This is a genomic window from Lysobacter enzymogenes (assembly GCF_017355525.1).
Taxonomy (GTDB): Bacteria; Pseudomonadota; Gammaproteobacteria; order Xanthomonadales; family Xanthomonadaceae; genus Lysobacter; species Lysobacter enzymogenes_C.
The window spans coordinates 4,736,667-4,758,301 of sequence record NZ_CP067395.1; the positions used below are offsets into that span (position 1 = coordinate 4,736,667).

A 21,635-nucleotide genomic window follows, 5' to 3' on the forward strand; every position below is an offset into this window, starting at 1 on the left:
GGCTGTGCCGCGTAGGCCTTTAGTACTGCACCGGCGGCAACGCGGTTGGCGCAACCGCCCGCACAAGACACAATAGGGTTTTCGCGCATTTGCGGAGCCCCACGAACATGGCTGATCTGAAGGAAGCACGCGTCCCCGACATCGGCGACTACGACGGCGTGCCCGTCATCGAACTGTTGGTCGCGGTCGGCGACACGGTGACCCAGGACCAGGGCCTGGTCACGCTGGAGTCGGACAAGGCCACGATGGAAGTGCCCGCGCCGTTCGCCGGCATCGTGCGCGAGCTCAAGGTCAAGATCGGCGACGAACTGGCCGAAGGCAGCGTGGTGGCCTTGATCGAACCAACCGAAGGGGAAGAAAAGCAGGCGCCCGCGCCGGCCCCCGAAGCGGCCAAACCCGCCGCCCCCGCCAAGGCCGAAGCCCCGGCCCCCGCCAAGAGCGAACCGGCTCCGGCCGCGAAGGCCGAGGCGCCCAAGCCCGAAGCCCCGGCCCCGCTCGCCGGCGCCGCCGCCGGCACCGATCCCGAAGCGCTGCCGCCGCGGACCCCGCCGGTGGCCTTCACCGCCGAAGAACTGATGCCCGACAAGGTGCCCTACGCCAGTCCGGCGGTGCGCCTGTTCGCGCGCGAGCTCGGCGTCGACCTGCTGCGCGTCAGCGGCAGCGCGCGCGGCGGCCGGATCAGCAAGGAAGACGTGCAGTCCTTCGTCAAGGGCGTCATGCAGGGCGGCGGCGGCGCGCCGGCCGCGGCCGGCGCCGCGCCGGCGCTCGGCGGCGGCCTCAACCTGCTGCCGTGGCCGAAGGTCGACTTCAGCAAGTTCGGCGAAACCGAAACCAAGCCGCTGACCCGGATCCAGAAGCTCTCCGGCGCCAACCTCGCGCGCAACTGGGCGATGATCCCGCACGTCACCCAGCACGACGACGCCGACATCACCGACCTGGAAGCGCTGCGCGTCGCGCTCAACAAGGAAAACGAGAAGGCCGGCATCAAGCTGACCATGCTCGCGTTCCTGATGAAGGCTTCGGTCAACGCGCTGCAGAAGTTCCCGAACTTCAACGCTTCGCTCGACGCCAGCGGCGAGAACCTCACGCTGAAGAAGTACTTCCACATCGGCTTCGCCGCCGACACCCCGAACGGCCTGGTCGTGCCGGTGGTGCGCGACGTCGACAAGAAGGGCGTGCTGCAGATCGCCCGCGAAACCGGCGAACTCGCGGCCAAGGCGCGCGACGGCAAGCTCGGCCCGGCCGACATGAGCGGCGGCTGCTTCTCGATCAGCTCGCTCGGCGGCATCGGCGGCACCGCGTTCACTCCGATCGTCAACGCGCCGGAAGTCGCGATCCTGGGCGTGTCCAAGTCGGCGACCAAGCCGGTCTGGGACGGCAAGCAGTTCGCGCCGCGCCTGATCCTGCCGTTGTCGCTGTCCTACGACCACCGCGTCATCGACGGCGCGGCCGCGGCGCGTTTCACCGCGTATCTGGCGCAGTTGCTCGCCGATATGCGCCGCTCGCTGCTGTAACGGCCGGGGCGGCCGCCGCGCGCGGCCGTCCGGCGCGCCGCATCGCGCGGCCGCCGCCCGGTTCGCTTTCGCCGTCCGCCACCAGGAATTCTCTTGCCGATGAGCCGTCACCCGCGTTCCGCCCGCGTCTCCCACCGTTTGGCCTGGCTCGGTCTGGCCGCCGTCCTGGCCGCGCCGCTGGCGCAGGCCGCCGACGGCTGCGTCGCGCCGCTCGGCCGCGGCTGGCCGCCGGCGACGGAAAACCACGGCTCGGCCGTGGAACAACTGCTGGCCGGCAAGGCCGAGCCGCGCCTGAGCCTGACCGTGCTGCCGACCCGCGCCACCGAGAACGGCCTGCTGCTGATCCCGGGCGCCGGCGCCGATGCCGACTGGACCCTGCGCCATGCCGTGCCCAATGAGCGTGTGCAGGTGTGGAGCCGCTCGCGCGGCGGCGGCGCGCTGGAACTGCGCGTCGATCAGGAAATCGACAGCGAAGACGCGCCGATGCCGGCCGCGCTGGCGCAGCGCCTGGTCGCGGCCTGGAAGCGCGCGCTGGAGCAGGCGGTGCCGGCCGACAAGCCGGCCGAGTACCGCGACGCCGACCAGTTGCTGTTCGTGGTCGACGGCGTGCGCGTCAGCGGCGCGCGCCCGGACTGCGGCGTCGGCGAAACCCTGATGGAGCAGGCCACGCTGCTGACCGAAGCGGCCGGCGCCAGCGCCAACAAGCGCGAGCGCCGCTGGCGCGACTTGAACGAGTCGCTCGACGAGCTCGACAAGCAACTGCAGGCCCCGCCCGCACCCTGATCGAGCCGGCGCGCGCGGCGAGTTCGCGCGCATCGGCGGTTTTCCGGCGTCCGCCGCGGCGGACGCCACGCATGGCCCGGCCGTGCGCCCCCACCGCGCGCGCCCCACGCGCGCGCCAGCGAAGCTTTTCAAGAGGATTGCCGCGTCATGGCCAACAGCATCGAAGTGAAGGTTCCCGACATCGGCGACTACGACGACGTACCGGTCATCGAGTTGCTGGTCGCGGTCGGCGACACGGTCAAGAAGGACCAGGGCCTGGTCACGCTCGAATCGGACAAGGCGACGATGGAAGTGCCGTCTTCGGCCGACGGCGTGGTCAAGTCGATCAGCGTCAAGGTCGGCGACAAGGTTTCGCAGGGCGCGGTGATCGCGATCCTGGAAGCCGAAGGCGCCGGCGAAGCCGCCCAGCCTGCGGCCGAAGCGCCCAAGCCTGCCGCTGCCGCCGCCGAGCCGGCCAAGCCGGCCGCGGCCGAAGCGCCGAAGCCTGCAGCCGCGGCCCCCGCGCCGGCCGCCGCCGCCGCGAGCGGCCGCAAGGCCGACATCGAATGCCGCATGCTCGTGCTCGGCTCCGGCCCCGGCGGCTACACCGCCGCGTTCCGCGCCGCCGACCTCGGCCTCGACACCGTGCTGGTCGAACGCTACGCCAGCCTCGGCGGCGTCTGCCTCAACGTCGGCTGCATCCCGTCCAAGGCGCTGCTGCACGCGGCCGCGGTCATCGACGAAGCGCAGCACGCCAGCGACTACGGCGTCAGCTTCGGCAAGCCGACGATCGACCTAGACGCGCTGCGCAAGTACAAGGAAAAGGTCGTCGGCCAGCTGACCAAGGGCCTGGCCGGCATGGCCAAGCAGCGCAAGGTGCGCACGGTGACCGGCACCGGCCGCTTCGTCTCGCCGAACGAACTGGAAGTGCGCGGCGAAGCCGGCACCCAGCTGATCCGCTTCGAGCAATGCATCATCGCCGCCGGCTCGCAAGCGGTGAAGCTCGGCAACTTCCCGTGGGACGACAAGCGCGTCATGGACTCGACCGACGCGCTCGAACTGGCCGACGTGCCGAAGAAATTGCTGGTCGTCGGCGGCGGCATCATCGGCCTGGAAATGGCCACCGTGTACCGCGCGCTCGGCAGCGAAGTCACCGTGGTCGAGTTCCTCGACCAGCTGATGCCGGGCGCCGATCCGGACCTGGTCAAGCCGCTCGCCGACCGCCTCAAGAAGCAGGGCGTGAGCGTGCACCTGAAGACCAAGGCCGCGGCCACCGAGGCCTTGAAGGAAGGCATCAAGGTCGGTTTCGAAAGCGCCGAGGCCGGCAAGACGCCGGCGCTGGAATCGGGCGTGTACGACCGCGTGCTGGTCGCGGTGGGCCGCGCGCCCAACGGCGCCAAGATCGGCGCCGACCAGGCCGGCGTGCAAGTGACCGAGCGCGGTTTCATCCCGGTCGACCGGCAGATGCGCACCAACGTGCCGCACATCTTCGCCATCGGCGATCTGGTCGGCAATCCGATGCTCGCGCACAAGGCCACCCACGAAGCCAAGCTCGCCGCCGAAGTGGCCGCGGGCGAGAAGAAGGAATGGGTCGCGCGGGTGATCCCGTCGGTGGCCTACACCGATCCGGAAATCGCCTGGGTCGGCGTGACCGAGGCCGAAGCCAAGGCCAAGGGCCTGAAGGTCGGCGTCGGCAAGTTCCCGTGGGCCGCCAGCGGCCGCGCGATCGGCATCGGCCGCACCGAGGGCTTCACCAAGCTGATCTTCGACGAAGCCACCCACCGCATCGTCGGCGGCGGCATCGTCGGCGTGCACGCCGGCGACCTGATTTCGGAAGTGGCGCTGGCGATCGAGATGGGCTGCGAGGTCGCCGACATCGGCCACACCATCCACCCGCATCCGACCCTGAGCGAGTCGGTTGCGATGGCCGCCGAAGTGTTCGACGGCACCATCACCGATCTGTACATCCCGAAGAAGAAGTAAGCGGCGCGACCGAGCCTTCGGCTCCGGCGCTTGCGCTGCGGATCGTCGCGATCCGCAGCGCAAGCGCTGGATTCGAAGGCTCTTTCGCTTTCCGGCCGCTCCAGGCGCGGGCGCCTGGAGCGCGTTCGGTCAGAACGAGAAGGTCACGCCGGCCATCGGCCCCTTGAAGCGCTGGTCCAGGCCGACGTCGACGTTGTTGCGGCTGCGCTTGGCGTCGATCTTGAACCAGTCGTAGCCGACGAACACGCCGACGTTCTCGGTGAAGCGGTACTCGGCCAGCGCGTTGGCGCGGCTGATGTCGCCCTTGTAGTCGCCGAAATCGCCCCAGTCGGCGTCCAGGTACTGGCCCTGCACGACGAAGCGCCAATGCTCGTTCGGCGACAGGGTCAGGCGGCTGCCGACGACCGGCGCATAACCGTCTTCGCTGCGGCCGTTGCTGTATTCGGCGGTGCCGGCCTGCGCGCGCAGCTTGCCTTCGATCTTGGCGTACTCCACGCCGATCTGCAGGCCCCAGCTGACCGTGTCGGTTTCCACCACCGCGTAGTCGTACATCGCGCTGGCCAGTTCGAACTTGGTCTTGGCGCGGGCGAAGCTGCCGGCGGGAATGGTGGTGTCGTCGAACGACACGTCCTGCGACAGGCGCGCGGTCTTGCTCTTGTCGTAGCCCCAATAGTTGAACAGCAGGCGATGACGGTCGCCGAACTTGAACAGGCCTTCCAGGCGCGGCACGGTTTCCTTGCTGCCGAAATCGTAGTCCTGGCTGAACTCGTAGGGATTGCCGCGGAACGTGGTGCCGGCGCTGAAGGTGCCGCTGGTGTCGACCGACATGGCGCCCAGGCGGATGGTGAAGCGGTCGTCCTCGGCGTGCGCGGGCAGGGCGTACGCGGCGCTGGCGGCGACCAACGCCAGCGTCAACAGCGAAATTCTGTTCGTCACAAGATCACTCCGTATGCAGGGGGAAATGCAGCACGTTCATGTACTGGTGCGTGCATGAATGCCGTCGTTCAGGTGGAGTGATCGTGAAAAAAACCGCGATGACCGATCAGGCAAAGCCGTAAGTGGCGAAGTGTGATGGCGGTCGCTCAAAAGGCGAAGCCCCGGCGGGTCGTGCCGGGGCTTCGGGGTGCCCGCCGCTGCTTTGCCATTGACGAGGAGAGAGTGGCGGCGGGCGTTCGCAGATACTGACCGGTGTGCTGCGCAAAGGTTCCGCAGTTCGTCAAAGAATTCGATCAAGTCGCCAGATGGACGTCGTCGCGGCTCGCCGCGGCCGCGGCGCGGCGGCGTTCGATGCGCTTCCACACCTTCTCGTGCAGATGGAACGCCACCGTGTTGCAGGCCGGCTCGACCAGGGCCAGCGCGCCGCCGACCCACACGCTGCCGGTCATCAGATAGCCGACCAGGAAGGCGACGGTGAAGTGGACGCCGGCGAAGCTGAGGGTCTTTTCCATGAGGTGGGCCTCAAATGAGAATGATTCTCAACATACGCCTTTGCGGGCCAAATGCAAATCGAACGATGCGACCGTTTTCATAGTTTCGGTCTATCATGACCGGCGTCGGATCGCCCGGGCTTACCTCCCAGGTAATTCAACGCAGTAGCGCTTGGCCGCATAGTCGGCGCCGTGAACGCGCAGACTTCCGCCGCCGCCGCCGCGCAACACCTCGCCTATGGCAAGGCCGTGACTGCCGCCGGTTGCCGCAAAGTCGCCCTCGTTCTATACTTTTGCGGCTCTACCGGGCGCTTTGCGCCAACCCCAGACCGACGAGACCCGCGTGCACGATCCATTGTCCGCAGGCCGCCGGCTGGCGTCGCGCGCGATTGCTTGGCAAGCCGGCGCGACGGCGCTGGTCGCGCTGGCCTTCCTCTCCCTCGGCGCCTCATCCGCGTTGGCGGCTGCGGTCGGCGGTGGCGCGGTGGTGGCCGGCAATCTCGCGGCCTCCAGGATGGCGTTGGGGGGCGGCGTGCAACCGGCCGGGTCGGCGATCGGGCGGTTGCTGCTCGGAGTCATATTCAAGTGGGTGGCGGTATTGGCGGTGCTCGGCCTGGGAATGGCCGTGTGGCGCTTGCCTCCCCTTCCAATGCTGGTGGGTCTGTCGGCGGCGACGCTGGCGTTCGTACTGGCCAATCTTTTGAAACGATAGGTGTCTTTCGTGAGTGAACAGACCGGTTCGGGCGGCCTGAACGAATACATCCAGCACCACCTCCAGCAGAACACCATCTCGCTGGGCAGTGGCGCTTTTCACATCGATACCTGGGTCGTTTCTCTGATCCTGGGCTTGATCTTCATTACCTGGTTCGGCTTCTTCGCGCGCAAGGCCACCTCCGGCGTGCCGTCGAAGGGCCAGGCCTTCGTCGAACTGATCCTGGAGTTCATCGACGGCCAGGTGAAGGACAGCTTCCACGGCGACCGCAGCTCGCTGACGCCGCTGGCGCTGACGATCTTCGTCTGGGTCGTGCTGATGAACGGCATGGACCTGCTGCCGCTCGACCTGCCGGGCTGGGTGGTCAAGACCACCGCCGGCGCCGAAGTCGCGCACCACACCTACTTCCGCTGGGTTCCCACCGCGGACCTGAACACGACGCTGGCGCTGTCGACCACCGTGTTCTTCCTGATCCTCTATCACTCGGTCAAGGCCAAGGGCGGCCTGGGCTTCGGCAAAGAACTGCTGACCTCGCCGTTCCACGCTCACGGCACCGGCGCCAAGATCGCGCTCGCTCCGGCCAACCTGGGCCTCAACGTCATCGAGTACCTGGTCAAGCCGGTCAGCCTGGCGATGCGACTGTTCGGCAACATGTACGGCGGCGAGCTGGTGTTCATGCTCATCGCCGGCCTGCTCGGCGGCGGTCTGCTGATGTTCGTGCCGGGCGTGATCTTCAACGCCGCCTGGGCGCTGTTCCACATCCTGATCGTGTTGTTGCAGGCCTTCATCTTCATGATCCTCACCGTCGTCTACATCGCCGGCGCGTACGAGAGTCATTGACCCGAGTTCCACCTTTAAGTTCTTTGCGCGTTTCACCCTTTCCTTTAGCCAAACCAACGTTTCAGTAGGAGAAAACCCATGGAATTCATCGCCAATGTGCAGGGCCTGACCGCTATCGCGATCGGCATCATGGTCGGCCTCGGCGCGATCGGCGCTTGCCTCGGCATCGCGCTGATGGGCTCGAAGTTCCTTGAGTCGGCCGCCCGTCAGCCGGAACTGGTGCCGATGCTGCAGGGCCGTATGTTCCTGCTGGCCGGTCTGATCGACGCCGCGTTCATCATCGCGCTGGCCGTCGGCTTGCTGTTCGCGTTCGGCAACCCGCTGCTGGGCGCCGTGAACGCCGCCGCCGCTGCCGCGCCGGCCGCTGCCGCCGCGCACTAAGTTGCTCGAAACGAGCCGTCCGCGCGAGCGGGCGGCTCTCCCGGGCGTCAGCGCCCGCAGCGTCCCATCGGAGCTGTCATGAATATCAACATGACCTTCTTCGGCCAGATGATCACGTTCGCGATCCTCATCTGGTTCACGATGAAGTTCATTTGGCCGCCCCTGAACAAGGCGATCGAAGAACGGCAACAAAAGATTGCCCAGGGCCTGGCGAATGCCGAAGGCGCTGAGGTGCTCATCCAGCAGGCGCGCGCGCAGGCCGATGAGATCGTGCGCGAAGCCCGCGTCAAGGCCAACGAAGTGGTCGAGCAGGCGCATTCGCGCGCCAATCAGATCGTCGACCAGGCCAAGACCGACGCGATGGTGGAAGCCACGCGCCTGAAGGCGCTGGCCGATGCCGAAATCGCCGCCGCTGCCGACCGCGCCCGCGAGGATCTGCGCAAGCAGGTGTCCGCGCTGGCCGTGACCGGCGCCGAGAAGCTGCTCAAGCGCGAAATCGACGCCAACGCCCACAAGGCGCTGCTCGACGAGCTGGCCGCGGAAATCTGACCGGAACGCCCCACGCGATGAGCCAGAACCTCACCCTCGCCCGTCCGTACGCCCGCGCCGCGTTTGCGCTGGCGCGCGAAGCCGGCCGCGCCGCCGAATGGTCGCAAGCGCTCGCCTTCTCGGCGCGCGTCGCCGCCGATCCGCAGGCGCAGTCGCTGCTCGGCCACCCGCGCCTGACCGGCGCCGATGCGGTCGCGCTGGTCGCGATCGACGGCGCGGACGAGTCCGTGCAGCGGTTCCTGACCGTGCTCGCGGACAACCGTCGCCTCGCCCTGCTGCCGGAAATCGCCGGCCTGTTCGAGGAACTGCGCGCCGACGCCGACCGCGTGGTCAAGGCCAAGGTCACCTCCGCCAGCGATCTGCCGGCGGCCGAACTCGAGTCGATCAAGGCCGCGCTGGTCAAGCGCTTCGGCCGCCAGGTCGAAATCGAAACCTCGGTCGACGAGTCGCTGATCGGCGGCGCGGTGATCGACGCCGGCGAAGTGGTTATCGACGGCTCGCTCAAGGGCAAGCTGGCGCGCCTGCAGACGGCGCTGACCGGTTGAAGCCGGGATTCGGCATTCGGGATTAAGGATTCGCAAGCCCAGGCTTGAAGCGAATTCCGAATCCCGAATCACCCATCCCGTTAAAAGAAAGCACCCGCGCGTCGCTACGTCGCGATGCAGGACCAAGGAAACGACAATGGCAAGCACCCAGCTCAACCCGTCCGAAATCAGCGAACTGATCAAGACCCGCATCGAGAAGGTCAAGCTGGCCGCCGAAGCGCGCAACGAAGGCACCGTCACCTCGGTGTCCGACGGCATCGTGCGCATCCACGGCCTGGCCGACGTGATGCAGGGCGAAATGATCGAACTGCCGAACAACACCTTCGCCCTGGCGCTGAACCTGGAGCGCGACTCGGTCGGCGCCGTGGTCCTGGGCGATTACGAGCACCTGCGCGAAGGCGACGTGGCCAAGACCACCGCCCGCATCCTGGAAGTGCCGATCGGCCGCGAGCTGCTGGGCCGCGTGGTCAACGCGCTGGGCGAGCCGATCGACGGCAAGGGCCCGATCGGCGCGACCATGACCGCTCCGGTGGAGCGCGTCGCCCCGGGCGTGCTGTGGCGCAAGTCGGTCGACCAGCCGGTGCAGACCGGCTACAAGTCGGTCGACTCGATGATCCCGATCGGCCGCGGCCAGCGCGAGCTGATCATCGGCGACCGCCAGACCGGCAAGACCGCGATGGCGATCGACGCCATCATCAACCAGAAGGGCACCGGCATTAAGTGCATCTACGTCGCGATCGGCCAGAAGGCCTCCTCGATCGCCAACGTGGTGCGCAAGCTGGAGGAGAACGGCGCGCTGGCCCACACCATCGTGGTCGCCGCGACCGCGTCCGAATCGGCCGCGATGCAGTACATCAGCGCCTACTCGGGCTGCACCATGGGCGAGTTCTTCCTCGACCGCGGCGAAGACGCGCTGATCGTGTACGACGACCTGTCCAAGCAGGCCGTGGCCTACCGCCAGATCTCGCTGCTGCTGCGCCGTCCGCCGGGCCGCGAAGCCTACCCGGGCGACGTGTTCTACCTGCACAGCCGCCTGCTCGAGCGCGCCGCGCGCGTGAACGCCGACTACGTCGAGAAGTTCACCAACGGCGAAGTGAAGGGCAAGACCGGTTCGCTGACCGCGCTGCCGATCATCGAAACCCAGGCCGGCGACGTGTCCGCGTTCGTTCCGACCAACGTGATCTCGATCACCGACGGCCAGATCTTCCTGGAAACCGACCTGTTCAACGCCGGCATCCGTCCGGCGGTCAACGCCGGCATCTCGGTGTCGCGCGTCGGCGGCTCGGCCCAGACCAAGATCATCAAGAAGCTGTCCGGCGGCATCCGCATCGCCCTGGCCCAGTACCGCGAGCTGGCGGCGTTCGCCCAGTTCGCCTCGGACCTCGACGAAGCCACCCGCAAGCAGCTCGAGCGCGGCCAGCGCGTGACCGAGCTGATGAAGCAGAAGCAGTACGCGCCGATGTCGATCGCGCTGCAGGCGCTGTCGATCTACGCGGTGGACAAGGGCTACATGGACGACGTGCCGGTGGCCAAGATCGGCGCCTTCGAAGACGCGCTGCACGGACATTTCGTCAACACCCAGGGCGCCCTGGTCGAGAAGATCAATTCGACCGGCGGCTGGGACGACGAGATCGAAGGCGCCTTCAAGAAGGGCATCGAAGAGTTCAAGCAGACCGGGACCTGGTAAGGGCTGCAAGAGCGGGATTAGGGAATCGGGGTTGGGGAACTGCGGGGTCGACGCGACCTTCGGGTCCCCCGCGAATCCCCAGTTCCCCAACCCCGCTTCTCAACCCCTAACCCCCTAAAGCGAACAAAGCGAGCGAGAGATGGCAGGCGGACGCGAAATCAAAACCAAGATCAAGAGCGTGCAGAACACCCGCAAGGTGACCCGCGCGCTGGAAATGGTCTCGGCTTCCAAGATCCGCAAGGCGCAGGATCGGATGAAGACCTCGCGCCCGTACGCGCGCGTGATCAAGCAGGTGATCGGACATCTGGCCCAGGCCAATTCCGACTACCAGCATCCGTACATGGTCGAGCGCAAGGACGTTAAGCGCGTCGGCTACGTGATCGTGTCGTCCGACCGCGGTCTGGCCGGCGGCCTCAACAACAACCTGTTCCGCAAGCTGCTCGGCGAGTTCCGCAAGTGGCAGGAGCAGGGCGTCGAGGTCGACGTGGTCACCATCGGCCAGAAGGCCTCAGTGTTCTTCCGCCGGATCAAGGTCAACATGCTCGCCTCGGTCACCCACCTGGGCGACCAGCCGCATGTGGAGCAGCTGATCGGCGTGATCAAGGTCGTGCTCGACGCGTACAGCGCCGGCTCGGTCGACCGCGTGTTCGTCTGCTACAACGACTTCGTCAACACCATGACCCAGCGCGCGGCGTTCGATCAGCTGCTGCCGCTGCCGGCGCCGGAAACCCAGGTCGCCAAGCACGACTGGGACTACATCTACGAACCCGATGCGCAGACCGTGCTCGATCACGTGCTGACCCGCTACATCGAGTCGCTGGTGTACCAGGCGGTGCTGGAGAACGTGGCGTCCGAGCATGCCGCGCGCATGGTCGCGATGAAGTCGGCGAGCGACAACGCGACCAAGCTGATCGGCACCCTGAACCTGGTCTACAACAAGGCCCGTCAGGCGGCGATCACCCAGGAAATCTCCGAAATCGTCGGCGGCGCCGCCGCGGTCTAACCCATCCGGTGGGCGCGGCCGAAGGCCTGCGACCACCCGCAGCATTTGAAAGTTACTGAGGAATCCAAGATGAGCAGCCAGGGCAGCCAGGGCAAGATCGTTCAGATCATCGGCGCGGTCGTCGACATCGAGTTTTCGCGCGACGCCGTGCCGCGCGTGTACGACGCGTTGAAGGTCGAGAACACCGCCATCACCCTCGAAGTGCAGCAGCAGCTCGGCGACGGCATCGTCCGCGCGATCGCGCTGGGCTCCACCGACGGCCTCAAGCGCAACCTGATCGCGACCAACACCGGCCGCGCCGTGGCCGTGCCGGTCGGCACCGCGACCCTGGGCCGCATCATGAACGTGCTCGGCGAGCCGATCGACGAGCGCGGTCCGGTCGAGAGCGACGTGCATTGGGAAATCCACCGCGCCGCCCCCGATTACGCCGACCAGTCCTCGGGCAACGAGCTGCTGGAAACCGGCATCAAGGTCATCGACCTGATGTGCCCGTTCGCGAAGGGCGGCAAGGTCGGCCTGTTCGGCGGCGCCGGCGTCGGCAAGACCGTGAACATGCTCGAGCTGATCAACAACATCGCGACCGAGCACGCAGGCTTGTCGGTGTTCGCCGGCGTGGGCGAGCGTACCCGCGAGGGCAACGACTTCTACCACGAGATGTCCGACGCCAACGTCATCGTGCAGGACGACCTGTCGAAGTCGAAGGTGGCGATGGTGTACGGCCAGATGAACGAGCCGCCGGGCAACCGTCTGCGCGTGGCGCTGACCGGCCTGACCATGGCCGAGTACTTCCGCGACGAGAAGGACGCCAACGGCAAGGGCCGCGACGTGCTGTTCTTCGTCGACAACATCTACCGCTACACCCTGGCCGGCACCGAAGTGTCGGCGCTGCTGGGCCGCATGCCGTCGGCGGTGGGCTACCAGCCGACCCTGGCCGAGGAAATGGGCGTGCTGCAGGAGCGCATCACCTCGACCAAGACCGGTTCGATCACCTCGATCCAGGCCGTGTACGTGCCCGCGGACGACCTGACCGATCCGTCGCCGGCGACCACCTTCGCCCACCTCGACGCCACCGTCGTGTTGAGCCGCAACATCGCCGCGCTGGGCATCTACCCGGCGGTCGATCCGCTCGACTCGACCTCGCGCCAGCTCGACCCGAACGTGGTCGGCGCCGAGCACTACGACACCGCGCGCCGCGTCCAGGCCACCTTGCAGAAGTACAAGGAGCTCAAGGACATCATCGCGATCCTGGGCATGGACGAGCTGTCGGAAGAAGACAAGACCGCCGTGGCCCGCGCGCGCAAGATCGAGCGCTTCTTCTCGCAGCCGTTCCACGTCGCCGAAGTGTTCACCGGCGCGCCGGGCAAGTACGTGTCGCTGAAGGACACCATCCGCGGCTTCAAGGGCATCTGCGACGGCGATTACGACCACCTGCCGGAGCAGGCGTTCTACATGGTCGGCGGCATCGAAGAAGCGGCCGAGAAGGCCAAGAAGATGGGCGTGGGCTGAGTGGAGCAGAAGCGGGACTAGGGATTGGGGGTTGGGGAACTGGAGTCTTTCGGTTCCGGTCGATCCCGCTCCTACGTAGCAACAGTTCCCCAATCCCGCTTCCAAGCCCCGCTTTTCCTTCCCCGCTTCACTAACCCGAACGAGAACGACATGGCCTCCACCTTCCGTTGCGACATCGTCAGCGCCGAAGAAGAGATCTTCCACGGCGAAGCGACGCTGCTGGTCGCTACCGGCGAGATCGGCGAACTCGGCATCGCGCCGCGCCATGCGCCGCTGATCACCCGGCTCAAGCCGGGCAAGGTCGTGGTGACCCTGCCCAGCGGCGAACAGCTCGACTTCGCGGTCTCCGGCGGCATTCTCGAAGTGCAGCCGCAGGTCGTGACCGTGCTGGCCGACACCGCGATCCGCGCCCAGGACATCGACGAAGCCGCGGTGCGCGCGGCCAAGGAAGAAGCCGAGCGCGCGCTGGCCAACCGCGGCCCGCAGATGGACATCGCCGAAGCCCAGGCCAAGCTGGCCGAAGCGATGGCCCAGCTGCAGGCGCTGGAGCGTCTGCGCAAGAACATGAAGCACTGATCCGGCGTCCGCGCCGCGATGCGAAAACGCCGGCCTCGCGCCGGCGTTTTTCGTTGCTGGGGCAGGAGGGGCCGGCGCGCGCCGCCGAAGCCGCGGCTCAGCGCCGATAGATCCAATAGCGCGAGGCGGTGAAGCTCAACACCGCCAGCGCCAGCTCGATCACCGGCTTGGCCAGCCATGTCCATTGCAGCCCGGCATGCGCGTTGACCGCGCTGATCGCGGCCGTGCTGAGCACGGTGGTGGCGATCCACATGGTCAGGAAGCGCGCGAACTGGCGCCGGCCCAGGGTCGACTCGGCGTCGCCGAAGGTGAAGCGCCCGTTGAGCCAGAAGCCGAGCAGCGCGCCGCTGACCCGGCCGGCCAGGTTGGCCGCTTCGACCGGCATGCCCAGGTGGCTCAGGCCGACCATCACGCCCCAGTCGACGACGTACTGGATGCCGCCGACGATCAGGAAATTGCGGCCCTGCCGGGTCAGGCTCATACGCGCTCCCGGCGGCGGCGCGAGGCGGGCGGAACGGCGGGCGGGGCGGTGGCGGGCATGCGCGCATTCTAGCCAGACGAGGCCGTGCGGAGGCTGTACCATCGCGCCATTCCGGACAGCATCGGAGCGCTATTTTGCGCAGCGCCGTATTGATTCCCTGCTACAACGAAGCACACACGGTGGCCAAGGTCGTCGCCGACTTCCGTCGCGCCCTGCCCGAGGCCGAGATCTGGGTGTTCGACAACGCCAGCACCGACGGCACCGCCGAGCTGGCGCGCGAAGCCGGCGCGCGGGTGCGGCGGGTGCCGGCCAAGGGCAAGGGCAACGTGGTGCGTGCGATGTTCCGCGAGGTCGAGGCCGACGTGTACCTGATGGTCGACGGCGACGACACCTATCCGGCCGAACACGCGCGCGCGCTGCTCGAGGACGTGATCGAAGGCCATGCCGACATGGTCGTCGGCACCCGCCTGGAGCAGCACGACAGCGGCTCGTTCCGCCGTTTTCATGGTTTCGGCAACAAGCTGGTGCGCTGGAGCATCGGCCGCTTGTTCGGCCAGCCGGTGCGCGACGTGCTGTCGGGCTATCGCGCGTTCTCGCGCCGCTTCGTCAAGTCCATGCCGGTGCTGTCGCGCGGTTTCGAGATCGAGACCGAAATGACCGTGTTCGCGATGGCCAACGCCTTCGTGCTGACCGAGCGCACCGTGCCTTACGGCGTGCGCCCGGAGGGCAGCGAGTCCAAGCTCAACACCTTCCGCGACGGTTTCCGCGTGCTGCGCACGATCGGCTTCCTGTACAAGGACCTGCGCCCGCTGCTGTTCTTCGGCACCGCCGCGCTGCTGGCCGGTCTGGCCAGCCTCGGTTTCGGCGCGGTGGTGATCCACGAATTCGGCGGCACCGGCGCCGTCACCCATCCCTCGACCGCGGTGCTGGCGGCGGCGTTGGCGCTGACCGCGTTCATCCTGCTCGCGACCGGCCTGATCCTGGACACGGTCAACCGGCGTTCGAACGAAATCCTGCGCTTGATCACCGATCAGGTCGTGCATCGCGGCGACTAGCGCTCAGGCGCGCGGTTCAGCTCGCCGCTTCGTCGGTTTCGAACGGCCACGCCGGCAGCGCTTCGCGGCGTTCCAGCCATTGCGCCGGAATGCCCTGCGCGCCGACGAAGCAGGCGACCACGCCGCCGACGATCGCGCCGAGCGTGTCGCGGTCGCCGCCGGCGGCGACCGCCAGCCACAGCGCGGCCGGGTAATCCTCCAGCGCTTGCGCGCAACACCACAGCGCGTAGGGCACGGTGTCCTGGGCCGAGATCAGCGTGCCGTTGCCGAGCAGCGCGACGACATGGTCGAGCGAAGACGTCCGTTCCAGCGCCTGCGCGCGCACCAGCTTCGAGCGCACTTCGCTGGCCGGCAGGGATTCGATCGTCGCGGCGAGGAACCGGGCGTGCGACGGCCGCACACCGGCCGCGCGGAAGCGGCAAGCATGGGCCGCGGCCAGAGTCACGGCGACCGCGCCGGCGATTCCTTCCGGATGCAGATGGGTGACCTTGGCCGAGCGGGTCGCCTGTTCGATGGCGGCATCGAGATCGTCGCAGAAGTAAGCGCCGACCGGCGCGGCGCGCATCGCGGCGCCATTGCCGTAGGAACCGGCGCCGCCGAAGGACGAGCCGGCGACTTCGCGCCAGTGCTCGCCCGCGGCGATGCGGGCGAGGACCCGGTGCATCGACGGTCCGTAGGCACGGTCGTAGTCGTAGTGTCGGGCCAGCGACCGCGCCAGCGCATCGCACTCGATGCCGGCGTCGGCGGCGAGCGCTTGCAGCACCGACAGCGACATCTGAGTGTCGTCGGTGTAAGGCCACGGGCCCGGCGGCGCGAGTCGCTGCGACAGCCACGGATCGGAGCGTTCGGCCGGTTGGAAGAAGCACTGGCCGAACGCGTCGCCGACCGACAGGCCGTCCAGCGCTTCGCGGGCGCGCTGCAGCGCGAAGTTGCGGCTCATGGCGAGGGCTTGTCGCAAATCGGCGCGAACGGCGCGCGCGCCAGCGGACACAGCTCGAGGTCGCCCATGTTGTTGTCGAGCAAGCGGCACGCGCCGGAGACGCTGAGCCCGTACAGCGCGATGCGGCCGTTGGCGGGTTCGTCGGGCGTCGCCGGGCGCAGCAGCCACAGCGGGCCGGGCGGATGCGCGACGGTGCGTTCGACCCGTTGCTGCAGGCGAGTGCAGCGCATCGGGTCCATGAAGTTGTTGCGCACCGCCATCGCCGGCACGTCGCGCGGCAGGAACGCCACCGCGTAGGCGACCGGGTGCTCGGTGCTGGTCAGCACCACGCTGCCGGACGGCAGCGGCGGGAACTTCACCGCGATCATCGGCGTGCGGTACGGGTCGCGGCCCCAGTTCGGGTGCTTGGTCGGCACCACCACCAGCACCATCGCGGCCAGCATCGCCAGCACCGGGCGCTTGTGCGCGAACAGCATCGACACCACGCCGAGGATCAACAGCGAGCAGATCACTTCCAGCGGCAGCAGGTAACGGTAGATGCCGTAGACCGCGGCCCAGGCGAAGTAGCTGGCGAGCACGAACACCAGCATCGGCCAGCGCAGCGCGACTGCGTTGGCGAGAGCCCGATCGCCCGAAGCGGCCGCGCCGCTGTCCGCGGCCTGCGCGCGCGCCCCCGGCCGCAGCAGCCACGCCCACGCCGCCAGCGCGCACAGGCCCAGCAGCAGGCGCGGATCGGCCAGCAGCGGCTCGGAATAGTCGCGGCTGCGGCGCAACAGGCGCAGCGGCGGGTCGAAAACGTCGATCAGGCTGCGCGGCACGTAGCGCGCGTCGCGCCACGAGTCGGCGATCGAATCCGGCGACAGGAACCACTGGTTGAAATACGGGAACAGCGGGTTGGCGTGCAGCTTCCACACATACCAGCCCCACGGCCCCCAGCACACCGCGACCGCGACGCCGCCGCCGAGCGCCAGCGCGGCGATGCGCGCCGGCAGCTGGCGCACGGGCCCGGCGACCAGGGCCGCGGCGATGAAGCCCAGGCAATAGGTCACCCCGGTCAGCTTGAACCCGGCCGCGGCGCCGGCCAGCAGGCCGACCGGCAGCCAGGTCGCGAACGGCCCGCGCCGGCCCTGCGACTGCGCCCACCACAGCAGCGCGCCGAGCACGAACATGCCGACGATGTGGTCGTTGAAGATCGCCGCCGTGCCCGGGTACATGGCCGCGCCGGTCATGATCACGAAGCCGGCGATCCAGGTGCGCGCGCGGCTGCGCTGGGCCGGCATCAGCGTATCGAGCAGGCGCAGGGCGAAATACAGCGCCAGCAGGCTCGGAATGGCCAGCCACAGGGTAATCGGCAGGCCGCCGACGCCGGCGCGCACCATCAGCGCGAACGGGAGGTCGACGGTGGGGTTGTGCCAGGTCTGCAGCTGGGCCGGGGCGATGTCCTGGGTCAGCCGTCCGTCCAGCCACGCCAGCGGCGTGTACAGGTGATAGTTGCGCAGGTCCCAGTTCGCGTCCTGGCGCAGTGCGATCACCGCCACGGCGATGAAGAATAGCGATACCAGGGCGGCGGTACGCCAGGGAGCGCGCTCAGCGGTCATGCAGGGTCCTTGCACGGGCAGTTGCTAAGATTCCGGTCCGACGGGGGGCCCACGTCAAGCACCGAACAGGTCAGGAAGGTTTCGTACATGGCTCATGAGTCGATGAACCAGTTGCACATCGTGATTCTCGCCGCCGGCGAGGGCAAGCGGATGAAGTCGGCGACCGCCAAGGTCCTGCAGAAGATCGCCGGGCGGCCGATGCTGGCCCACGTGATCGAGACCGCGCGCGCGCTGCGCCCGGCCGGCATCCATCTGGTCTACGGCCATGGCGGCGAGCAGGTCCGCGCGGCCTTCGCCGGCCAGGACGACCTGCGCTGGGCCGAGCAGGAACAACGCCTGGGCACCGGCCATGCCGTGCAGCAGGCGATGCCGGGGGTGCCGCAGGATGCGCGGGTGCTGATCCTGTACGGCGACGTGCCGCTGATCGCGGCCGACACCTTGCAGCGCCTGCTCGACGCGCCCGGGCGGCTGGCGGTGCTCGTCGCCGATCTCGACGACCCCACCGGCTACGGCCGCATCGTGCGCGATCCCGAAGGCCGGGTCGGCCGCATCGTCGAGCACAAGGACGCCGACGAGGACCAGCGCGAGATCCGCACCGTCAACACCGGCATCCTGGTCGCCGACGGCGAGCCGCTGCGGCGCTGGCTCGACCGGCTCGGCAACGACAACGCCCAGGGCGAGTACTACCTCACCGATGTGTTCGCCTCGGCCGCGGCCGAGTACAACCCGGCCGAGATGGTGCACGTGGACGACCCGATCGAGGTCGAGGGCGCCAACGATCCCTGGCAGCTGGCCCAGCTCGAGCGCGCGTTCCAGCGCCGCGCCGCGCGCGCGCTGTGCGTGCAGGGCGCGCGCCTGGCCGATCCCGCGCGCTACGACCAGCGCGGCGCGGTGACGGTGGGGCGCGATGTCGAGATCGACGTCGACGTGATCCTGGAAGGCACGGTTGAGCTCGGCGACGGCGTGCGCATCGGCCCGTTCTGCCGGCTCAAGGACGTGCGCCTGGGCGCGGGCACCGAAGTGCGCGCGCATTGCGATCTCGACGGCGTGACGGTCGAGGGCGCCGCGCAGATCGGCCCGTACTCGCGGTTGCGGCCCGGCACCGTGCTCGCCGACGGCGCGCACGTGGGCAACTTCGTCGAAACCAAGAACGCGCACCTGGGCGTGGGCAGCAAGGCCAATCACCTGGCCTACCTCGGCGACGCGGTGATCGGCGCGGCGGTCAACGTCGGCGCGGGCACCATCACCTGCAACTACGACGGCGTCAACAAGTCGGTCACCATCATCGAGGACGGCGCCTTCATCGGTTCGAACTCGTCGCTGGTGGCGCCGGTCACGATCGGCAAGGACGCGACCATCGCGGCCGGTTCGGTCATCACCCGGCCGGCGCCGGCCGGCGAGCTGACCGTGGCGCGCTCGCGCCAGTCGACGGTGGAAGGCTGGAAGCGGCCGGTGAAGAAGAAGCCGCAGTAAGCCGGCGTCCGCTCACGAATCCGGGAAGCCGTCGGGCTTCCCGGATTCGCGCACGCAGCGCCTTGCGCATCGCAGGCGCGCGACCGCGAATGCGGCCGCCGCGTCGAACGCGATCAGCGCGCGATCACGGCGCGTATTGCACCGACTCGGTCGTGCCGATCTGCGACTTGACGATCTGGGTGTAGTACTGCGCGGCCGTGGTGGTGTTGAGGAAGGCGTTCGGCGCCCAGATCATCACGCCCTGGTAGCCGCCGTTGGCGACGTTCTTGGCGATCGTTCCGGCCTGCGAGGCCGAGCTGAATTCCGGCGAGATGCCGAGGAACAGATTGCTCTTGGCCATGCCGTAGCCGACGTACGGGGTCAGGTAGCTGACGCTGCCGCCGTAGGTCATTTCATAGCCTTCGGTCAGCTGGTTGGCAGCGTTGTATGGTGCCTTGAAGTAGGCCGAGTCCGACCACAGCGCCTTGCTCAGGGTCTTGCCGGTGAAATAGGTGTTGGCGCGGATCGCCTTGAGCACCGCGTAGAACGAGCTGGCGCTGCCCGAACAGGTGGAATACTCGTCGTCGACGCTGATGCCGTCGAGACCGTACTTGACCACGTCGGCGACCATCGCATTGGCGAGCTTGGTCGCGGTCGCGGACGTCATGTTGCACGACCAGCCCGCGTTCTGGTGGTTGCCCAGGTACGAGATCTGGACCTTGATGCCCTTGTTCTGCAACTGCCGGACCGCGTCGATGTTGTTCTTCAGGATCGCGGTCATCTCCGCGTTGTAGTACAGCACCGGCGTGTTCGGCGTGCTGCCGTTGATGTTGGCGGCGAACAGCACCAGGTCGGAGAAGAACGGCTTGCCGCTGCTGGCGACCACGTAATGGCCGATGTCCTTCACGTCCTGCGGCGAAGGGTTGTTCAGGAACACGACGTTGCGCGCTGCGCATGCGCCGAAACTCGCAAGAAAAGCCATTAGACCGAAAGCCAGAAGCGTAGGTTGGCGAAGCATTGGCGGATCTCCTCTCGCATTGATTGGAAAATTCTGCGACGGCACGTTCGATTTGACGGATGCGAACGCGGTCGATCGCGCGCGTCCTGGCTAGAAACGAACTCGGAGGCGATACACCCTACGGTCCTCGCGAGGGTTTGGTGCGCGGTGCGGTGCGATGCGGTTCGCCGCGCAAGCGTGGGTCAAGCGGCGCGCGAAGAACATGCGCCCGTTCGCGAATCGCGCGAGTGTGACGTGGGCGGAGTTATCGCGTACGCGGCGGCGAAGTCCGCGGGCCGCGCGCGCGCCGGCTTAGTCGGGCAGCACCATCGACACGCACAGGCCGCCGTCTTCGCGGTTCAGCAGGGCGATGCGCCCGCCGTGCGCTTCGGCGATCTCGCGCGCCAGCGCCAGGCCCAGGCCGGTGCCGTTGCGCTTGGTCGAATAGAACGGCAGCAGCGCGTTGGCCAGCACCGCGTCGTTCATGCCGGTGCCGCGGTCGAGCACGTCGATGCGCCAGGCGTCGGGCGCGCGCCGCAGTTGCAGGCGCACTTCCTCGGGCGGCGAACCGGACTCGTGCGCGTTCTTGAGCAGGTTGATGAGGCTCTGCTCCAGCTGCGCCGCGTCGACCCGGCCGATCGCGTCGGCGGCCACGCCGTCGTAGGCGAACTCGACCTGGCTGCGCAACTGCTGGATGAAGCGCGACCACTCCACCGGCTGCAGGCGCGGCGCCGGCAGCTTGGCGAAGCGCGCGTAGTCGCGGATGAAGCCTTCCAGGTGGCGCGCGCGTTCCTCGATGGTGTTCAGCGCGATCGGCAGGCGTTCGTGCTGGCCGCGGCGCAGCAGTTCGGCGCCGGAGTGGGCGAGCGATGCGATCGGCGCCAGCGAGTTGTTGAGCTCGTGGCTGATGACCCGGATGACTTTCTTCCAGGTCTGCACTTCCTGCCGGCGCAGCTCGGCGGTGAGCTGGCGCAGCAGCACCAGTTCGTGGGCGCGGCCGTTGAGGCGGAAGATGCGCCGCGAGAGGTGGTAGATCTCCTCGTTCTCGACGTCGCCGACGCTGAACATGCCGTCGCCGCCGCGTTCGAAGGCTTCGCGCATCGGCGTCGGCGCGAGCTGCATGATCTCGGCGAAATCCTGGCCTTCCAGGCGCCGGCCTTCGCCGAGCAGCTTGCGCGCGGCCAGATTGCCGAGCACCACGTGCCGCGCCGGATCCACCAGCAGCATCGCCACCGGCGTGTTCTGCACCATCGTGTCGAGCAGCAGTTCGCGCTGGACCAGGTTCAGGCGCTGCTCGCGCAGGGTGTCTCCGAGCTTGTTGTGGCTGGCGACCAGTTCGCCGAGGTCGCCCTTGCCGTTCCAGTTGAAGCTGAAGGAGTAATCGCCGTCGCGATAGCTCGCCACCGAACCGGCGAGCGCGCGGAACAGCGAGTTCATCGGCGCGAACAGGCGCGACACGTGATACAGCAGCAACGGCGCCAGCGCCGCGACCACGATCGGCAGCGCCAGCCAGCGCGGGCGCAGATAGTCCGCGAGCCACAAGGTCGCGGCCGCGCCCGCGGCCAGGTAGGCCAGGGCGACCGCGCCGAAGGTCAGACTCAAGGGCAGGCGGCGCATGCTCGCGTCC

Annotated in this window: 21 protein-coding genes; 14 read left to right on the top strand and 7 right to left on the bottom strand. The window is 68.0% G+C overall.

Going from position 1 to position 21,635, the window contains the following annotated elements; all coding sequences use genetic code 11:
• Positions 1–107: 107 nt before the first annotated feature.
• From aceF to lpdA, 3 genes are all read left to right on the top strand, one after another.
• Positions 108–1,514, top strand: coding sequence for a dihydrolipoyllysine-residue acetyltransferase (gene aceF / locus JHW38_RS20015; RefSeq protein ID WP_242690999.1), 1,407 nt, complete (start codon positions 108–110; stop codon positions 1,512–1,514).
• A 99-nt stretch (positions 1,515–1,613) separates the two neighbouring features.
• Entirely contained in the window at positions 1,614–2,297 is a 684-nt protein-coding gene (locus JHW38_RS20020) for a hypothetical protein (RefSeq protein WP_207523073.1), read from the top strand.
• Between the two features lie 147 nt (positions 2,298–2,444).
• Positions 2,445–4,259, top strand: a complete 1,815-nt coding sequence (gene lpdA / locus JHW38_RS20025) for a dihydrolipoyl dehydrogenase (RefSeq protein WP_207523074.1) — start codon at positions 2,445–2,447, stop codon at positions 4,257–4,259.
• 129 nt (positions 4,260–4,388) lie between these two features.
• Here lpdA and JHW38_RS20030 read toward each other — a convergent pair whose 3' ends face one another.
• Both JHW38_RS20030 and JHW38_RS20035 read right to left on the bottom strand, forming a co-directional pair.
• Positions 4,389–5,195, bottom strand: coding sequence for a hypothetical protein (locus JHW38_RS20030; protein ID WP_207523075.1), 807 nt, complete (start codon positions 5,193–5,195; stop codon positions 4,389–4,391).
• A 293-nt stretch (positions 5,196–5,488) separates the two neighbouring features.
• Positions 5,489–5,707 (bottom strand): DUF2061 domain-containing protein, encoded by a 219-nt coding sequence (locus JHW38_RS20035; protein WP_207523076.1) that lies wholly within the window; start codon positions 5,705–5,707, stop codon positions 5,489–5,491.
• 322 nt (positions 5,708–6,029) lie between these two features.
• On the opposite strand from JHW38_RS20035, the gene JHW38_RS20040 reads away from it, so the two are divergent.
• The 9 genes from JHW38_RS20040 (at position 6,030) to JHW38_RS20080 (ending at position 13,485) form a co-directional block, all read left to right on the top strand.
• Positions 6,030–6,398 (top strand): hypothetical protein, encoded by a 369-nt coding sequence (locus tag JHW38_RS20040; protein ID WP_242691000.1) that lies wholly within the window; start codon positions 6,030–6,032, stop codon positions 6,396–6,398.
• A 9-nt stretch (positions 6,399–6,407) separates the two neighbouring features.
• Positions 6,408–7,238: a F0F1 ATP synthase subunit A gene (gene atpB / locus JHW38_RS20045; RefSeq protein ID WP_207523077.1), complete on the top strand. Its 831-nt coding sequence runs from the start codon at positions 6,408–6,410 to the stop codon at positions 7,236–7,238.
• Positions 7,239–7,316: 78 nt separating this feature from the next.
• Entirely contained in the window at positions 7,317–7,619 is a 303-nt protein-coding gene (gene atpE, locus JHW38_RS20050) for a F0F1 ATP synthase subunit C (protein WP_207523078.1), read from the top strand.
• A 78-nt stretch (positions 7,620–7,697) separates the two neighbouring features.
• Positions 7,698–8,168, top strand: coding sequence for a F0F1 ATP synthase subunit B (locus tag JHW38_RS20055; RefSeq protein WP_207523079.1), 471 nt, complete (start codon positions 7,698–7,700; stop codon positions 8,166–8,168).
• A gap of 17 nt (positions 8,169–8,185) precedes the next feature.
• Positions 8,186–8,713 carry a F0F1 ATP synthase subunit delta gene (locus JHW38_RS20060; RefSeq protein WP_207523080.1) on the top strand — a complete coding sequence of 176 codons (528 nt, stop codon included), beginning with the start codon at positions 8,186–8,188 and terminating at the stop codon, positions 8,711–8,713.
• Between the two features lie 136 nt (positions 8,714–8,849).
• A complete protein-coding gene (atpA, locus tag JHW38_RS20065) occupies positions 8,850–10,400 on the top strand; it encodes a F0F1 ATP synthase subunit alpha (protein ID WP_207523081.1) in 1,551 nt (516 codons plus the stop codon).
• 139 nt (positions 10,401–10,539) lie between these two features.
• A complete protein-coding gene (gene atpG, locus JHW38_RS20070) occupies positions 10,540–11,403 on the top strand; it encodes a F0F1 ATP synthase subunit gamma (RefSeq protein WP_207523082.1) in 864 nt (287 codons plus the stop codon).
• A 69-nt stretch (positions 11,404–11,472) separates the two neighbouring features.
• Positions 11,473–12,909, top strand: coding sequence for a F0F1 ATP synthase subunit beta (atpD, locus tag JHW38_RS20075; RefSeq protein WP_207523083.1), 1,437 nt, complete (start codon positions 11,473–11,475; stop codon positions 12,907–12,909).
• Positions 12,910–13,059: 150 nt separating this feature from the next.
• Positions 13,060–13,485: a F0F1 ATP synthase subunit epsilon gene (locus JHW38_RS20080; RefSeq protein ID WP_074873519.1), complete on the top strand. Its 426-nt coding sequence runs from the start codon at positions 13,060–13,062 to the stop codon at positions 13,483–13,485.
• 97 nt (positions 13,486–13,582) lie between these two features.
• Here the strand turns inward: JHW38_RS20080 and JHW38_RS20085 are convergent, their stop codons facing one another.
• A complete protein-coding gene (locus JHW38_RS20085; protein WP_207523084.1) occupies positions 13,583–13,966 on the bottom strand; it encodes a GtrA family protein in 384 nt (127 codons plus the stop codon).
• Between the two features lie 134 nt (positions 13,967–14,100).
• On the opposite strand from JHW38_RS20085, the gene JHW38_RS20090 reads away from it, so the two are divergent.
• A complete protein-coding gene (locus JHW38_RS20090; RefSeq protein WP_242691001.1) occupies positions 14,101–15,021 on the top strand; it encodes a glycosyltransferase in 921 nt (306 codons plus the stop codon).
• Positions 15,022–15,037: 16 nt separating this feature from the next.
• Here JHW38_RS20090 and JHW38_RS20095 read toward each other — a convergent pair whose 3' ends face one another.
• Together JHW38_RS20095 and JHW38_RS20100 are read right to left on the bottom strand one after the other, a co-directional pair.
• Entirely contained in the window at positions 15,038–15,961 is a 924-nt protein-coding gene (locus tag JHW38_RS20095; protein WP_207523085.1) for an ADP-ribosylglycohydrolase family protein, read from the bottom strand.
• Entirely contained in the window at positions 15,958–17,559 is a 1,602-nt protein-coding gene (locus JHW38_RS20100) for a hypothetical protein (RefSeq protein WP_207523086.1), read from the bottom strand. The genes JHW38_RS20095 and JHW38_RS20100 overlap by 4 nt, the downstream gene beginning before the upstream one ends.
• Positions 17,560–17,661: 102 nt before the next feature.
• On the opposite strand from JHW38_RS20100, the gene glmU reads away from it, so the two are divergent.
• Entirely contained in the window at positions 17,662–19,032 is a 1,371-nt protein-coding gene (gene glmU / locus JHW38_RS20105) for a bifunctional UDP-N-acetylglucosamine diphosphorylase/glucosamine-1-phosphate N-acetyltransferase GlmU (protein ID WP_207523087.1), read from the top strand.
• Between the two features lie 124 nt (positions 19,033–19,156).
• On the opposite strand, the gene JHW38_RS20110 is transcribed toward glmU, so the two are convergent.
• On the bottom strand, positions 19,157–19,948 hold the full coding sequence (locus tag JHW38_RS20110) for a glycosyl hydrolase family 18 protein (RefSeq protein WP_207523088.1): 792 nt from the start codon (positions 19,946–19,948) through the stop codon (positions 19,157–19,159).
• A gap of 372 nt (positions 19,949–20,320) precedes the next feature.
• Positions 20,321–21,625, bottom strand: coding sequence for a sensor histidine kinase (locus JHW38_RS20115; protein WP_207523089.1), 1,305 nt, complete (start codon positions 21,623–21,625; stop codon positions 20,321–20,323).
• Between the last annotated feature and the right edge of the window lie 10 nt (positions 21,626–21,635).